The organism is Microcella humidisoli (genome assembly GCF_024362325.1).
In the GTDB taxonomy this organism is placed as follows: domain Bacteria; phylum Actinomycetota; class Actinomycetes; order Actinomycetales; family Microbacteriaceae; genus Microcella; species Microcella humidisoli.
On record NZ_CP101497.1, the window covers coordinates 2,638,362 to 2,653,678 of the forward strand.

The 15,317-nt window shown below is 61.4% G+C and carries 14 protein-coding genes; 6 read left to right on the top strand and 8 right to left on the bottom strand.

The window, feature by feature from the left end:
- Positions 1-78: 78 nt before the first annotated feature.
- On the bottom strand, positions 79-933 hold the full coding sequence (locus NNL39_RS12920) for a PHP domain-containing protein (protein ID WP_255159676.1): 855 nt from the start codon (positions 931-933) through the stop codon (positions 79-81).
- Positions 930-1,445 carry a GNAT family N-acetyltransferase gene (locus tag NNL39_RS12925; RefSeq protein ID WP_255159677.1) on the bottom strand — a complete coding sequence of 172 codons (516 nt, stop codon included), beginning with the start codon at positions 1,443-1,445 and terminating at the stop codon, positions 930-932. Before NNL39_RS12925 ends, NNL39_RS12920 begins: the two co-directional genes overlap by 4 nt.
- Positions 1,446-1,631: 186 nt before the next feature.
- Between NNL39_RS12925 and NNL39_RS12930 the strand changes: the two genes are divergently transcribed.
- The gene (locus NNL39_RS12930; RefSeq protein ID WP_255159678.1) at positions 1,632-2,381 is read left to right on the top strand and encodes an SDR family oxidoreductase; all 750 of its coding nucleotides are present in this window, start codon (positions 1,632-1,634) and stop codon (positions 2,379-2,381) included.
- A 184-nt stretch (positions 2,382-2,565) separates the two neighbouring features.
- Here NNL39_RS12930 and NNL39_RS12935 read toward each other — a convergent pair whose 3' ends face one another.
- Positions 2,566-3,108: a GrpB family protein gene (locus tag NNL39_RS12935; protein WP_255159679.1), complete on the bottom strand. Its 543-nt coding sequence runs from the start codon at positions 3,106-3,108 to the stop codon at positions 2,566-2,568.
- A 310-nt stretch (positions 3,109-3,418) separates the two neighbouring features.
- On the opposite strand from NNL39_RS12935, the gene NNL39_RS12940 reads away from it, so the two are divergent.
- The 3 genes from NNL39_RS12940 (at position 3,419) to NNL39_RS12950 (ending at position 5,528) form a co-directional block, all read left to right on the top strand.
- Entirely contained in the window at positions 3,419-4,225 is an 807-nt protein-coding gene (locus tag NNL39_RS12940) for a hypothetical protein (RefSeq protein WP_255159680.1), read from the top strand.
- Positions 4,215-4,697, top strand: coding sequence for a type II toxin-antitoxin system VapC family toxin (locus tag NNL39_RS12945; RefSeq protein ID WP_255159681.1), 483 nt, complete (start codon positions 4,215-4,217; stop codon positions 4,695-4,697). The genes NNL39_RS12940 and NNL39_RS12945 overlap by 11 nt, the downstream gene beginning before the upstream one ends.
- A gap of 279 nt (positions 4,698-4,976) precedes the next feature.
- Positions 4,977-5,528, top strand: a complete 552-nt coding sequence (locus NNL39_RS12950; protein ID WP_255159682.1) for an AAA family ATPase — start codon at positions 4,977-4,979, stop codon at positions 5,526-5,528.
- Between the two features lie 143 nt (positions 5,529-5,671).
- On the opposite strand, the gene NNL39_RS12955 is transcribed toward NNL39_RS12950, so the two are convergent.
- Positions 5,672-6,283, bottom strand: a complete 612-nt coding sequence (locus tag NNL39_RS12955) for a vWA domain-containing protein (protein WP_255159683.1) — start codon at positions 6,281-6,283, stop codon at positions 5,672-5,674.
- Positions 6,284-7,155: 872 nt separating this feature from the next.
- Between NNL39_RS12955 and NNL39_RS12960 the strand changes: the two genes are divergently transcribed.
- Complete coding sequence (locus NNL39_RS12960; RefSeq protein WP_255159688.1) at positions 7,156-9,162, top strand: AAA family ATPase; 2,007 nt, start codon at positions 7,156-7,158, stop codon at positions 9,160-9,162.
- Positions 9,163-9,227: 65 nt separating this feature from the next.
- On the opposite strand, the gene NNL39_RS12965 is transcribed toward NNL39_RS12960, so the two are convergent.
- From NNL39_RS12965 to lepA, 3 genes are all read right to left on the bottom strand, one after another.
- Entirely contained in the window at positions 9,228-9,572 is a 345-nt protein-coding gene (locus NNL39_RS12965; protein WP_255159684.1) for a histone-like nucleoid-structuring protein Lsr2, read from the bottom strand.
- Positions 9,573-10,161: 589 nt separating this feature from the next.
- Positions 10,162-11,775: a recombinase family protein gene (locus NNL39_RS12970; RefSeq protein WP_255159685.1), complete on the bottom strand. Its 1,614-nt coding sequence runs from the start codon at positions 11,773-11,775 to the stop codon at positions 10,162-10,164.
- Positions 11,772-13,643, bottom strand: a complete 1,872-nt coding sequence (gene lepA, locus NNL39_RS12975; RefSeq protein ID WP_255159686.1) for a translation elongation factor 4 — start codon at positions 13,641-13,643, stop codon at positions 11,772-11,774. Before lepA ends, NNL39_RS12970 begins: the two co-directional genes overlap by 4 nt.
- Before the next feature lie 216 nt (positions 13,644-13,859).
- On the opposite strand from lepA, the gene rpsT reads away from it, so the two are divergent.
- Positions 13,860-14,120 (top strand): 30S ribosomal protein S20, encoded by a 261-nt coding sequence (gene rpsT, locus NNL39_RS12980; RefSeq protein ID WP_255159687.1) that lies wholly within the window; start codon positions 13,860-13,862, stop codon positions 14,118-14,120.
- Between the two features lie 78 nt (positions 14,121-14,198).
- Here the strand turns inward: rpsT and holA are convergent, their stop codons facing one another.
- A complete protein-coding gene (gene holA / locus NNL39_RS12985; protein ID WP_407665176.1) occupies positions 14,199-15,245 on the bottom strand; it encodes a DNA polymerase III subunit delta in 1,047 nt (348 codons plus the stop codon).
- Between the last annotated feature and the right edge of the window lie 72 nt (positions 15,246-15,317).

A 15,317-nucleotide genomic window follows, 5' to 3' on the forward strand; every position in this document is an offset into this window, starting at 1 on the left:
AAAACGGTCAGCGGTGCTTACCAGCTGGTGTTGCTCAAAGCACGGACAGTGCCACGAAAAGGGGTCTCGCCGCTGAGTTCAACGGGACCACAGGTCTTCAGGCCGAGATCCCGGACCGAAGCCGAAGGACTCGGCCATCGCAATCGCGTTAGGAAAGTTCGCGGCGAGCGCGTCCGGTCCGTGGGCATCGCTACCGAAGGACACCGCGCGCCCGCCCTCCTCCGCCCACCACTGCGGAATCCACGCCTCCAGGCGCCGAGTGTTCATCTCCAACGCGCGCCCGGAGCGCGCGATCGCTCGCATCGCCGCCCTAAAGCCTTCCTCGAACTGGCGGGGGTTGAAGGGCCCGGCGACGGCGATCGGCCACGAGCGCACGGCATAGTCGATGTGGGTGAACACCTCGAACGTGTCCGACTCCGCGACCATTCGCGGGATCTCCTCCAGATACGCCCACATGACCTCATCCGCTGGCCGGTAGCGGTACAACGTCGTTGGCTCCGTGCACTCGCCGTCTTCGAACGGGAGCATGTGGAGCGATCCGTTGACGCGGTCGATCGCGCCACTGGATAGCAATGAGGCAGCTCGCGCGTCCCACAGGTGCGGCTGCCCGAACTCGACACCGGTGAGTATGCGAAGTTCAGGGTAGTCGTGACGGCACCGGTCAATCGCTTCGAGGTACCCGTCGGCATCGAAGGGCGGAAGTATCACGCGGCCGGTGGAATCCACGTACTTCTGCGCGTGCTCCCCGATGTCGCCTTCACCGACCCGCCAGTCGTCCGCGAAGTCAAGGTGCTCAGTGAACACGATCGCCGGCAGTCCAATCCGAATCGCCCGTTCACAGGTTCGAGCCATCGAGCCTTGCGACGCCGGATCCGATGCGTAGTCCCACGACCACTCGCTGTGGACGTGAGCGTCGGCCGTGAGCGTGGTCATCGCACCATCCGTAGTTCAACGAGGTTCGGTTCCGATGGATCGATGAACTCCGTGCCATCGACCACGAACCCGTTGCGCTGGTAAAACGCGATCGCTCGATGATTGCCACGAAGGACCCAAAGTTGCGCCGGATGGTCGCCGAGTACCGCGTCGAGCATCAATTGACCGAGGCCGCTGCCGTGGGCACCTACCAGCATGTAGATCGAGAACAAGTGCAGCGATCGAACGGGTGGGAACCCATGCTCGGCGTCAGGTCCGCGCGCCTCGCCAGAGTTCGCGAAGCCCACCAGAACTCCAGCATGTTCCGCGACCACCATGCGCCCCGGACGCGGATCAATGGATAGGTAACTAGTCCAAAACTGCTCACGTTTGCGAAAAACTTCCTCAGAGAACTGACGAGCTTCGAGCACGCCCGAGTAGGTCTCCCGCCATGCGTCGACGTGCACCCGAGCAATTTTCTCGGCATCAGAAGCCACCGCGTCGCGCACCCGGTGGCTATTCACGCTACCCATCACACGAGGCTACTGGGCGTGTTTGCTGCGGGATCGGATATCTGTCCCGCTGGGCGTGTGGCGTCGTGTCATGCCGGTTCTCCCATCTGGGCGAGCTGGGTTGCACCCGTCAGCTCCTCGACGTAGTTGTTCCTGCCATCACAAAGACCACATCGGCCTGTTTGCCTGTGTCGCTAGCATTCTGGAGTGACCCGTCGAAAATCGGCACTACTTACCGGTGCGGGGCGAGCGTCGAGCATCGCCCATGGAATCGCGAAGACGCTCGCCGACGACGGTTGGAATCTTGCTCTCACCACCTGGTCGCCGTATGACCTCGGAGCGGACTTCGGTGGCGGCGCGAGCGACGTCGACGAGCTCGAAGCGAGCCTGACTAGAGCGGGCGCACTCGTCGTGCGCATTGAAGCGGACCTCAGCGACCCGGCGGCACCGGCGGAAGTTGTTGCCCGCGCCGCCCGAGCCCTCGACGGTCTAGACGCCCTCGTCCTCTCCCACTCCCACAGCGTGGACTCATCAATCCTCGATACCAGTCTGGAAAGCTTTGATAGACACTTCGCCGTCAACTCTCGCGCAGCATGGTTGCTCATCAAAGCTTTCGCAGAACTCGGGCAAGAGTGGGGGCGCATTGTCGCTCTCACAAGCGATGCCGTGGTTCACAACGTTCCCTACGGCGCGAGCAAAGGTGCTTTGGACCGCATTATTCTCGCGGCTGCCGGAGAGCTCGGTTCACAGGGAATCACTGCCAATCTCATCAATCCGGGCCCGATCGACACGGGCTGGATGACAGACGACATCCGTGCTGCCTTGACGGATCGGCAGCCCACGGGCCGCCTTGGCAGCCCGGCCGACACCGCCAACCTCGTCCGATTCCTGCTCTCCGACGAAGGCGGCTGGGTGACAGGGCAACTGCTAAAGAGCGATGGCGGCTTCTCAATTTGACTGCGACGACCCTGCGAGAGAGTAGTAGGTTCGCGGAACCCCGGGCTCGAGCGCACGTCACACGCTGGAAGGCTCTGGCCTTGCAAGGGCGAGCACGCGCATCGTTGTGTCTGGTTCCTCACTGGTTCGATCACTGCCCTCGCAACGCCTTTGTTCGAGAACTTGGGCCGCGGAGCACGACCACTCAGGGTTGAGTGTTCAACTGAAGGATCAGCGCCTTCTCGTTCTCGGTCAGATCAGACAGTGCGAGCACGTCTTGTAGCACCCCCGACTTCCCGGCGATATAGGTCGTGATGTCCATATCGGGGACGCGGGACAACGCTGTTTTCACCGCGCCGTACCTGTCGCGCAGATCGGATCGCTGGCGGAGCACTTCCCGGACTGCCAAGTGGTTCCGGAGATGCAGTGTTCCCTCCACGCAGATATAGACGTTTCGACGCGGTTGGCTGTCGGGCGCATCCATTGCTTCTCGATCTGTAATGCCCAGGTCGCCACGGTGCACGTAGCCGGCTTGAGCGAGTGCTGCGATCGCCAGGCCAACGTGTTGCCGCTCCACGACGATATCGATGTCGAGGACGGGCTTTGCCGCTAGCCCGGGTACAGCTGTGGAGCCCACGTGTTCGATCGACAAAAAGGGAACCGCTTCGAGGGCTCGTTGCAGTTCGTTTGCAACGGCCCCGAACTGGGCGGGCCAATCCACGGAGTAGGGCACGACGTCAACCGACACGGCGGAATTGTTGCACAACGAGGGTCAGTCAGCGTGGACAGACGAGCTCAAATGCTCGCCAGATGCTTTGAAGGGTAGTGACGACGCACTGCATCCCGAGAACGACGCCGCCGGTCAAGCCTCTGCCCTCGGTGGCACTTGGGGAGGTGCGGGTCGTGGGGTGGATGGCCGTGATGGGGCGCGGCGCATGATCGCCGCAACGATACGGATCACAAGGGATTCACGATCATCCAGCGCTTCGCATGGCTGTGAGCATTGTGGCCCCAAATTGGGGCAGCCTTCGAGAATTGAGGGTGGCTAAGCTGTGCCCATGCCCGGCGTGCTGGAACTGCGTTTAGGCGTCACGCGAGGCGCGTTGGCACCTCGCGCCTACACGTCTGCCGTCAACGAGATCACCCTGAGTCTGGAAGAGCTCGATCGTGTCGTGGAGCCGGACCCGAAGTCTCGAGTCGCTTGGTTCGTTGAGCGGACCGATTGGTACGAAAGCGGACCGACGATCCAGCTAAGGCCTGATTTGCAGGGAGCGCATCGCTCCACGGAAGACCTTTACCGTCCGGGTCGCGCGTTACTCGCCGGGATCACGAGCCTGCATACCTCACCGAAGATCCCCGACGACTTCAGCGAGCGCACCGTCAAGCGAATGGCGGAGGTTGGTGCGCTGACACATCGACATGCTTCCGGCATTCAGACGATCGAGGTCGCCGAACTCGACCACGACAACACTTCTACTCGAATCGATGAGCGTGTTGACAACAACGCCAAACTTGCCGTCGCGCAAGCGTCCCTGGCGTATGGCTCCGTTGTGGGCAAACTCGACGTGATCAGTGCCCGCACCGCCAGGACGCGTATCGGGCTTGTGACGGGCTACGGGCCACCGGTCACATGCATGGTCGACAAGATTGACCCCGAGGTTTACTTGCATCTGTTCAACAGCAAAGTTCTCGTCGCAGGAATTCTGAAGCGGAACGTCAGTGGGCAGATCATCCGCATAGAGGCGGATTCGCTCGAACTGCAACAGCTGCCGAGCAGCGTTGACGTAGAGGCCCTTCGAGGTGCGCTCCCGAATCCGTCGGGCATGAGCGTTGCGGAGTACTTGGAGTGGCAACGTGGCCGTTGATAACACTCCGCGCGTATACGCCGATGCCGACGTTTTCCTGCACGTGTTGCTCAACCAGGAGCATGCTGACATTTGCGCCGCTGTCCTCGAGGCGGCCAAGCGTAAGGACATCCGCCTCGTGGCTTCGCGGCTTCTGATGGTCGAAGTAGGCGGTCACGGGTACCTCGCCGACAGTTCTGAACGCCCGGGCATTGAACGAGCCAACGCGCTGATAGCGGACTACCTCGACCTTGTCGACACCGAGTGGGTCGAACTTGATCTCATAACGGCTCGTGAAGCGCAGCAGCTCGCCTGGGACTACAAACTCCGATCAAGCGACGCAGTTCATCTAGCAACCGCACTGCGACGAAACGTGAACTACTTCATGTCTTACGACGAGAAGTTCCCTTTCGGTACCACCATCGGCCGAACGACAGTGCTTCGGCCCGCGGTCGTATGGCAGCCCACACTCGAAGATGGGCTGGTCGCGTAGCGCGTAGCGTATGGGGGCATCATCGGCCGACGATGCCGATTTGACGGTCCGGTGTCGATGGGCGAACTCGAGTACGGGGCGACTTGACTTCGCAGCCACCCTCTGCGGCTTCGCGAGGGTGAGGTGTGTGGTCGAAGTCCGGCAGCCTCCCTGCGGTCGCGGCGGCGGCCTGGTCGGGTTCACGCGCGTAATTGGCCTCGTCCTGCTGTAGCGGGCGTGGAATGAAGAGAACCTCAGTGGGCATCGCGGTCAACAAACCTGACGCGCCATACTCGACTAATGGCAAGCAAGTCTCTGGCTGAGTTGGGGCCGGTATGTATCGTGATCACGGGCATGCCTGGCGCCGGTAAGTCGACGGTCGCCGAACTTGTTGCCATGGGCCTGCCGAGGTCGATGATGCTCAGCGGTGACGCTGTTGCGGCCATGATCGTGGGTGGTCGAGTGTGGGCGCTCGGCTCGCCTCGTCACGAAGCTTTGGCCCAAATCGAGTTGATCAACAGGAACTTGGCAGCGCTCGCCAGGAACGCGACCGAGGCGGGATTCACGGCTGTAATTGAGACTGTGCTTCCGGATCGCGCCGAGTTTGACGCCCTTACCTCATCGCTGGCCTGTGACGTCCTGCTGATTGTTCTCTCGCCTGGAATCGAAGTTTGTCGAGCCAGGAACGCCACTCGCGCGAACGATCAACGGTGGGAGTTCGATGGCTATGAAGCACTCGAAGCGGAGATGCTCGATAACTTTCGCGACTCCGCATGGTGGTTTGACACGGCACAACTTGGCCCCTCGGAGACGGCCGAGCGAATCATCAGCGAAGCACACACCCGACTTTGATCGGGTCGGTGGGGTCGAATTTTCACGGACGGGTCGAGCGCGCCTGCCTGGCAGTGCGCGGCGACACAACTTCCAGGTCCAAGTTCAGGCTCGACAGACAGATCGGCTACTCAGGCTTCCCCTCGTCAGGACCAGTTTGAGCGTTACCTCCCTGTACTCGAAGCCCCCGAATTGTCTGCCCTCGGGGAGCGACCTTGCGCCATTCGTTGACTCGATCGCTGCATGGAGAGACGCACCGACTCGTGGTTGCGCTCGAATCGAATTGCGTCCGAGCGTGAGATGCCGACCTGCTCGGCGGCGTTTTCTGCGTCGATCTCACCGCCGAGGAACGTGAACTGCCAACCATCCGCCTCGCGAGCTCGAACGATCTGGCGAATCGCACTCGCGGTGTACTCGGAGCTGGAAGTATCCTGCCCGTCAGTGACGATCACGACCTGAACGACAGCCGGCCGCGCATGCTCAGGCTGCGACTGAAGATGCCGATGGAAGTCAAATAGTGCTGCGCCGAGGGTATCGAACAGCGCGGTGCCTCCTCGCGGCTCAAGCTTGAGCTGCACCTGCGCCGGATCTGCCAGATGATGTGTGCGCTTTGCTTCATGGTCAAACAGCACCACGTCTACAGTGCTCAGCCCGGGAAGGTGTGCTTGTTCCCTCAGTAGCTTCGAGACTGCGTCACTCATCGCTTCAGCGATCGGTGCCATGGACCCGGATCGATCGATCACGAGAAGAAGGGCTGTGTATTTCTGGTCGCTCAAAACTAGACCTCGCTTCAATGGTTAAGGGGTCAATTTTAACAGCGACACCTGTCTTTCGTACATTGGCCACCTGATTCGGACTTTGACCTCTAGGACCACTTGACGGCTGAGAGCCCATTTCTGTACATGGAAAAAGACCCCCAAATGTTTCCATGTCCCGATAGATGCCGGCCGGAATTTCACGATCGACTGTCTGGCCTCGTAGTGCTGCTCAGGGGGTCCAAAAATCGAATCACTTTTCGGAGCTCAACGTGTCCCCTGGAAACCCGCGGGCTTGCTGGGTTTGCATTATGGGGCGGACTGTCAGACGTCAGTCTCTGTTCGAATAGTGGTCTTGACTGGGTGGAATGATGGTTGCGTGGGGGTCCTTCTTCGTCTTGAGAATTTGCCCGACTAAGCGCGCTATTCCTTCGATCCGGCCAGAGAGCTAGCAAGCGTAGCCACATCGTTTCGATTCATCCGACTGGCTTACAGCTCGCATTCTTTTTGGCTGCGCCGGGCTTCATGCACTGGGAACCTTCCCCAGTTTCGGGGCTATTTATCTCAGCACAACCCTTAGTTTTCCCGTCTCTTATGAGACTATAAGTTATTGGGGAATTGGGATTGAGCTTGAGATTCCGCGTAGTTATGCGGGTTTTCGGCCCATCTAAACCCCACTTTTCGTTCAAGCCCAATTGGGGTTGAGATTCGTTGGGGTTGAGGCCGTCAAACATGGACAAAACCAATAATATGCTACAAAGAGAGCACTTCTCAGTAATATGTCATAATTGACTTCAGATGACCTTGCAATCATTATTGATTATCAAAAGTTCCCCTCTGAACGTGGCTTGCAAGGTCACACGTTCAGGGGGGTTTACTCGTTGGAGAAACAAATGTCGGACCGACTAGATAGCCCTGGAGAGCACCTCCAGGGAGTAGACAAAGCCCTTGCTTGGGCTGCACTCGGATTGCGGGTACACCCTGTCCGAGAGAAGGACTCGTGGAGCGGAGACAAGCTCTTCGAGCGAAAGACTCCGTATCTGACTCGGGGTCTGACGGATGCCATCACGAACCCGGAAGGCATCCGGGCTTGGTGGGCGGCACAGCCTGACGCTCTAGTGGGCGTCGTAGCTGACAGCACCGTCTGTGTCCTCGATATCGACATGAACGCTGAAAAGGGCAAGGACGGATGGAACAGCCTGGTTGAGGCGGACCTGTCTGAGTTGCCCGACACTTTCAGCTACAAGACCAGCTCAGGCGGTGAGCATCACGTTTACCGTCACCCTCACGATGTGGAGTTGGGTCCTGCGGCTCCTGTGGTCATCTCTACTGGTGAGGTGTTGACGGACGTGGACCGTCGAGCGGGACGTTCTTACTTCATTGCCTGGGGTGACTCGGTGCCGACATCACTAGACGAGCTGGCTCCAGCTCCAGAGTGGTTGTGCGTGCCGTCAAGCTCGATGTCTGAGTCTCCCTTCCACGGCTCTATTGCCGACTGGGTTAGGACTCTGCGTCCCGTCACTTCATACGAGGTCAGTGCTGCCAAGGTTCGATTCCCTAGGGGAGAGTTCGGTCATGACGAGATGATTCAGCGTCAGGCTGAGTTGGTGCGTCTCGCTGCTGAGGGGAAGGGTGGAGTAGCTGGGGCTTTGGACCTGTTGCGTGCCCGTTGGCTTCAGGGTGAGTTCAATACGCCTGAGTATGCGGATGACTTTGACCGGTCTCTAGCTGGAGCCGTGCGCAAATTCGGGGGAACTGGTGAGCCTGACTCTCCTGAGGTTGTTGAGGCCATGACTGACGAGTTGGCTAACGACTACTACATAAAGCTCAAGGCTCAACAGAAGGCTAAGCGTCGGCTTGCTTCCGAGAATTTCACCGGTACCGAATTCCCGAGCTGGGAAGAGATGGAAGCTGCTTCTCAGACCTTCCTCATTGAGGACCTCGTGCCTGAACAGGGCATGGTCTTCCTCATTGCCAAGCGCAACATTGGAAAGACGTTCCTCTACATTGACGCTATTTGCTCCATGGCTTTCGGGATGCGCTGGCTGGGTAAAGAGACCAAGCAGACCAAAACCATGGTGGTCATCGGTGAGGGATTCAACGGCTACGTTGACCGTCTGAAGGCGTGGTGTGAAGCTCACGGGGAGGACTTCGAAGAGCTGAAGAAGTGGGTCATTCCGGTACGCGGAGCGAATCTGAATAACGAGACGTCTCTTGAGCTTCTGCGTGAGAAGGCCAACGCTGAAGAGGTGGGTCTCATCATCTTTGACACGTTCGCCAACACGAGCGGTGGGACTGACGAGAATGACGCTGCCTTGAACAGCATGACGTTGGAGGCGGCTGTTGCGATTCGTGCTGAGGCCACCACTTGGTTCATTCACCACCCGCGTAGGAGTGACCAGGACACAGATGCTCCAATTGCCAGAGGCTCGGGAGCGCTCGATGGTAGAGCGGACGTTGTGCTCACTATGTACCGAGACAAGAGCTTCAGTCCTACCAGCGGTTCAAAGCAGGAGTGGCTAGCGGTCTCCACTGAGGAAGACCACGCGGGCAAGAACCGTTCCGCCCGCACGGAGACCATCAGAGGTCTCTACTTGAATGAGGTTTCAGAGAATGCGGTGATGCGTCAGGTTGCCGGTGAAGGACTTTCTAAGCGTGTGCGTCGTGTGCGGGAGAAGCTTTCCGGTGTGATGACTCGGGCTGAATACCGTGACGAAACAGGTCTTAGTGAAGAAAGTGCGCGTCTTGATATTGAGGAGGCGGTAGAAGCTGGAGTGCTGGAGGTCTCGAGCGAGCGGGAGGGTCGTAAGCCAGCCACCTTCATGGTGAAGCGTCCAGTAGGCAACCACCTTGCGCTGGTCGCTTCAGTGCCTGTGCCCAAAAACGACGAAGCAGGCTAGTTGTCCAATGCAAAGAGAAGACCCCCGGCCTACTTACCTAGGTCCGGGGGTCTTTGCATTGCTGGTTAACGGTTCTCTGGAGCCATTCTGTAGGCGTTCGTGAGAGATTTGGAAAGTCTTCCGCGTGGATTGGCAGGGATGTTGTTGATTCGTGCCCATTCCCGCACTGCTGCGGCATCCAAGTCAGAGGCAGAGCGGATAGGCGCCGTCGTGCCTTTGGCGGGCTCAGGTTCCGCGTTCGCAATAAACGGGGTGATTGCGTCATCAAGAGCCGTTGCGCTCTTCTCAGACAGGTCGAGGTTGTAGGTCTTCCCCTTGTAGCTGAGTGAGACCTCTACGGCTCCGCCAGAGATTTCCTCTCCAGTGAAGTCATCGGTGATGAGGGTGGTTTCAATCTTCTTCTTCGCCATGAACTCACAATATCCACGCCAATCGAAACGCGCCATGCTAACGCCCTGTGGAAAATATGGGGATAACTAGGTTGAACCTTGTGGATGAACCGGATTACACACCCTTAAATGGGCGGAAATGGGCGGAAACAAGCGCGTGTGGGCAAAGGGCAGACCGATTTGTCTAGGCTCAGTTGCGTCAGGGGCCCCGCCTAGAATGGTGCTGTCTTCGAATTTCGAAGGAGATTCGGGCCACACGGTTCGGGTGCAAAACAAGACGACCCCGCTGACCGGGGTGCGGTCTAGCGGGGTCACGTTCTTGGCGGAACCAGACAACACTAGCGCGGCATCCTGGATTTAGCACCAGTCGTCTTCGAGCAACGGAGCAAAAAGATGAAGTTGGTTGAAGGCACTCCTGCCCCTTTCACCGGGGTCTACCGGGCGGTCACTGAGAACGGTGAGCTGCTTGACCTGTCGGTCAAGCTGTCCCGTTTCGAGCCCCTGCCCCGCGCCATTGAAGGGTCATGCTGGCAGCTCGAAAGGCTGACAGCGGCCTAGCGGCGAACGGAAGCCCCCGGTTGAAACTGACCGGGGGCCTCTCCGTTCCCAGCTACCGAGCTTCGACCGAAATGCGGGTGTCGATTGCCCCGCGTCCCGTTGACAGCTTCACGATGAACGAGCCACGGAGAATCTCCCGCCTCTTCTCAACGGGAGTTCCTTCCCAAGCTTCGTAACCCTTTGCCCACCCAATAGCGGGCTTCCAGAAAGCAGCCCGCTGCTCAGCCGTGGATCCCTCAGCAATGGAGGCTTCGATGTCGTCGTAGTTCGGCAGACCCTGCATGTAGGCCAGGAATTCAGAGAGCGCACCACCCTCAGCACTGAGCGCGGTGAGTCGGTCTCGTTCGATTTCGAGCGCTTCCCGCTCCCCCTTCAAGACCTTCAGCCGAGCTTTGAAAGCGGTCTGCTCGTCCACTAAGTCAGGGTCTGCAAGCAGTGCCTGAACATGCTCAATCTGACGGAACTTCTCTCCCAGGGCTGCGTAGATTGCGGTGATTCTTTCCCGGTCGTACCCGCCACCGGATACGGTCACGCGCTCTTCTGCAATGGCTTTCAGGGCTTCGTTGGTCACCCATTCGTCTGCCTCTGTGACGCGCACCGTAGCGTGCCCGCTGGTGTTGCCGGGGGTGTTCGATTTGCGGCACCGGTAGACGTGGTAGCTGTACTTGTAGACCTTCCCCTTGACCGTGCTCTTGGCACCGACAGAGCCCGCGCTCAGCGGGTTCCCGCAGGGGCAGAGCATGACACCGGAGAGAAGGTTGGTGGCTTTCTGTCCGGGCTTCTGCTTCCGGGCAGGGTTCGCTAGGAATGCCTCCATTGCGTCGAGCCGTTCACGGCTGACGATTGCGGGGAGTCCATCGGAGGCAAGCTCTTCACCTTTGTGCGTGAGGATGCCAGCCATGCGGGGGTTGGTGAGGATGCGCTTGATTGCTTCTGTGGTGAACATGCCGTCATGTTCGACTCGTTCCCGGCCACCGGTCCCCCGCTTCTTGCTGGAGCGGCCTGCGTCCGTCGTTTTGTGCCCGCGTGCGTTCCAGTCCCGAGCAACCTTGTAGAGCGTCCAGGGGGCCTGCTGACGGTCTTCCGGTGACAGGGTGTCGGGTGCGTCGAGCATGCGGCTGTAGGCGGTTCTGATTAGCTCAGCTTCGTCTGTGCGGAGCGTGAGCCTGTCGGTCTCGAAGCCAAAGACGCGGTTGCCTACGAGCGGCAGACCCAGGTTGAGTCGGTCGTTGACGCTGCGTCGAGCGCGCTCAGCCTTCAGACCGGACTCCAGCTCTGCAAGGGCTGCGAACAGAGCTGCGTTGAATGCGCCGGTTGCAGTGGTCGGGTCGATTTCTCCGGTGGCCAGGGTGTGCCAGCGGACCTTGGCTTGGATGCTTGCGCGGCGGATTGCGAAGCTTTCCACGTCGTTGCGTGCGAGTCGGTCCACAGCTACTGCAAGCACAAGGTCTGTGCGTCCGTCTTCGATGGTCAGCAGCAGGTCACGAAAGCCGGGGCGTTGTTTTCCGGAGTAGCCAGATATGTCGTTGTCTGAGTGCTCAGCAACGATTTCAGCGCCAAGCTTGGCAGCGAGAGCCCGCAGGTTCTCTAGCTGATTCTCGACAGACGGAATGTTTGCGTCCTCTTGGGAGATACGCGCGTACAGGGCAGCACGAGGTGTTTTCATTGCCCCTTTTTAGTCTCGACATCGCCCGAGAGCGCCGCGATGAACGCCTCTTGCGGCACCTCGACGCGGCCCACCATCTTCATGCGCTTCTTGCCCTCTTTCTGCTTCTCGAGCAGCTTGCGCTTGCGGGTGATGTCACCGCCATAGCACTTGGCCAGAACGTCTTTGCGCATCGCGCTGATCGACTCGCGCGCGATGATGCGGGCCCCGATGGCGGCCTGAATCGGCACCTCGAACTGCTGGCGCGGGATGAGCTTCTTGAGGCGCTCCGTCATGAGCACGCCGTAGGCGTACGCCTTCTCGCGGTGCACGATCGCGCTGAACGCGTCGACCGCCTCGCCCTGCAGCAGAATGTCGACCTTGACGAGGTCGGCCTCCTGATCGCCCGCGGGCTCGTAGTCGAGGCTCGCGTAGCCGGCCGTCTTGCTCTTCAGCTGATCGAAGAAGTCGAACACGATCTCACCGAGGGGCATCGTGTACTTGATCTCGACGCGATCCTCACCGAGGTAGTCCATGCCGATGAGCGAGCCGCGGCGGCTCTGGCACAACTCCATGATCGTGCCGACATAGTCTTTCGGGGCCAGAATCGCCGCGCGCACCATGGGCTCGCTCACCGCGGCGATCTTCGCGCCGGTCGGGAACTCGCTCGGGTTCGTGACCGTGAACTGCTTCTTGTCGTCGGTCGTCACCTCGTAGGTCACGCTCGGCGCCGTCGAGATCAGGTCGAGGCCGAACTCGCGCTCGAGGCGCTCGGTCACGATCTCGAGGTGCAGCAGCCCCAAGAACCCGCAGCGGAAGCCGAAGCCCAGCGCGACCGAGGTCTCGGGCTCGTAGTTGAGCGAGGCGTCCGAGAGCTTGAGCTTGTCGAGCGCCTCGCGCAGCACCGGGTAGTCGCTGCCGTCGATCGGATACAGCCCCGAGAAGACCATGGGCTTCGGGTCGGTGTAGCCCGCGAGCGCCGTCGCCGCCGGCTTCTGCGCGTTCGTGACGGTGTCGCCGACCTTCGACTGGCGCACATCCTTCACGCCCGTGATCAAGTAGCCGACCTCGCCGACGCCGAGTCCCTTGCTGGGGGTCGGCTCGGGCGCGCTGACGCCGATTTCGAGCAGCTCATGCGTTGCCCGCGTTGACATCATCTGGATGCGTTCCCGCGGGCTCAGCCGGCCATCCACCATGCGCACATAGGTGACGACGCCGCGGTACGAGTCGTACACCGAATCGAAGATCATTGCGCGGGCGGGGGCATTCGGGTCGCCCGTCGGTGCAGGAATCTGCCGCACAACCTCGTCGAGCAGCCCCTCGACGCCCATGCCGGTCTTGCCGCTCACACGCAGCACCTGATCGGGGTCGCCGCCGATGAGCCCCGCGAGCTCTTTCGCGTACTTGTCGGGGTCGGCCGCCGGCAGGTCGATCTTGTTGAGCACCGGGATGATCGTCAGATCATTCTCAAGCGCCAGGTAGAGGTTCGCCAGCGTCTGGGCCTCGATGCCCTGCGCCGCATCGACGAGCAGGATGGCGCCCTCGCACGCGGCGAGCGAGCGGCTCACCTCGTAGGTGAAGTCGACGTGCCCAGGGGTGTCGATCATGTTGAGCGCGTACGTGACGGGCTTGCCACCCTCGGCGGGAGCAAGCGCCCAGGGCATGCGCACCGCCTGGCTCTTGATCGTGATGCCGCGCTCGCGCTCGATATCCATGCGGTCGAGGTACTGCGCGCGCATATCGCGGTCGCTGACGACACCCGTGATGCCGAGCATGCGGTCGGCGAGGGTCGACTTGCCGTGGTCGATGTGCGCGATGATGCAGAAGTTGCGGATCAGCGTCGGGTCGGTCGCGGCAGGGGCGAGCGGCGTGAGGGCGCGAGGAGACATTTGGTGCCATTCTCCCATGAGGCTGGGCGGCTGGCAGACAGTCGAGTGGCCGACAGCGCAGAGCACCTGGTAACGTAAGCGGTTGGCTTGCGTGTCAGAAAGCCCTCTCTCTTTCGACACGGAATGCGGCTGGGAATTTCGCCGCGATGCTCGCATCGCACCGGCACCCCACCCCGGCCGCACAAACACACCGTTCATCTCGAAGAAAGCACCCACGTGGCAAACATCAAGTCGCAGATCAAGCGCATCAAGACCAACCTCAAGGCGCAGGAGCGCAACAAGGCCGTCAAGAGCGAGCTCAAGACCGCCATCCGTCGCACCAACGAGGCTGTCGCCTCGGGCGACAAGGCCGCCGCCGAGGCCGCCCTCAAGACGGCGACCAAGAAGCTCGACAAGGCCGTGAGCAAGGGCGTCATCCACGAGAACCAGGCGGCGAACCGCAAGTCGTCGATCTCGAAGAAGGTCGCGGCGCTCTAGCCCCACCCCGCACTTCTCGACGCCCTCGCCGGTTCGCCGGCGGGGGTGTCGTGCTGTGCGGGGCCGAACGACGGCGCGTTACAGCTCGAGGCCGCGGTCGGCCACGACGCGCACGAGCGACTCGACCGCGTAAACCGGATCGCGCCCCGCGCCCTTGACGGCGGCATCGGTCTCGGCCGCCATGAGAATCGCGCGGCCGAGCCCCTCCTCCGTCCAGCCCTGCAAGTCGCGCCGAGCACGATCGACCTGCCAGGGCGCGAGTCCGAGCTGCGAGGCCACCTGGCCGCCCGAGCCGCGTGTGCCGCCGACCTTCGCCATGGTGCGCAGCTTCATCGCGAAGGCGGCGACCATCGGCACGGGGTCGGCGCCGGTCGCGAGCGCGTGCCGCAGCAGCCCCAGAGCCTCGCCATGCCGGCCCGCGATGGCGGCATCGGCGACGGCGAACGCGTTGACCTCGACGCGACCGCCGTAGTACTTCTCGACCGTCTGCTCGGTGATCTCGCCGTCGGTGTCGGCGAGCAGCTGCTGGCATGCGCCGGCGAGCTCGGCGAGGTCGTCGGTGAAGGCGCTCACGAGAGAACGCAGCGCTCCGGGAGCGATCGGGCGGCCGGCGTGCCGAAACTCGGCGGCCGCGAAGTCGGCGCGGTCGTTGTCGCGCGTGAGCGCGGCGCACACGACCTCGATACCGCCGCCCGTGCCCTGCCGGATGGCGTCGAGCAGCTTCTTGCCGCGCACTCCCCCGCCGTGGCGAATGAGCACGACGACCTCGTCGGCGGGCGCGGCGATGTACTCGAGGGCCTCCTCGAGGAAGGCGTCGTTCATGGTCGCGGCCGCGTCGACGCGGATCAGCCGCGGTTCGCCGAAGAGCGACGGGCTCGCGAGGGTGATGAGCTCGCCGGGAGCGTAGGCGTCGGCTCGCAGGTCGTGCACCTCGAGGCTCGGGTCCTGCTCGCGCAGGGCATCCCGCAACTGACGGCTGGCGCGCTCGGCGAGGAAGTCTTCCGGGCCGCTCACGAGGATCACCGGCGCCGCGCGGATCTGGTGCCACGCGAGCTGCGGGATGCTCGCCGCGACCCGCGCGGATCCGGCGGGTTTCTTCGCGCGGCCATGCCCGCCAGCCCCTATCGAGGCGGGCCGACGTCGCCGCCCTCGAGTGCGCCCCTCTCGACCGCGCCCCGTTCCACCCAGAGCCGCAGC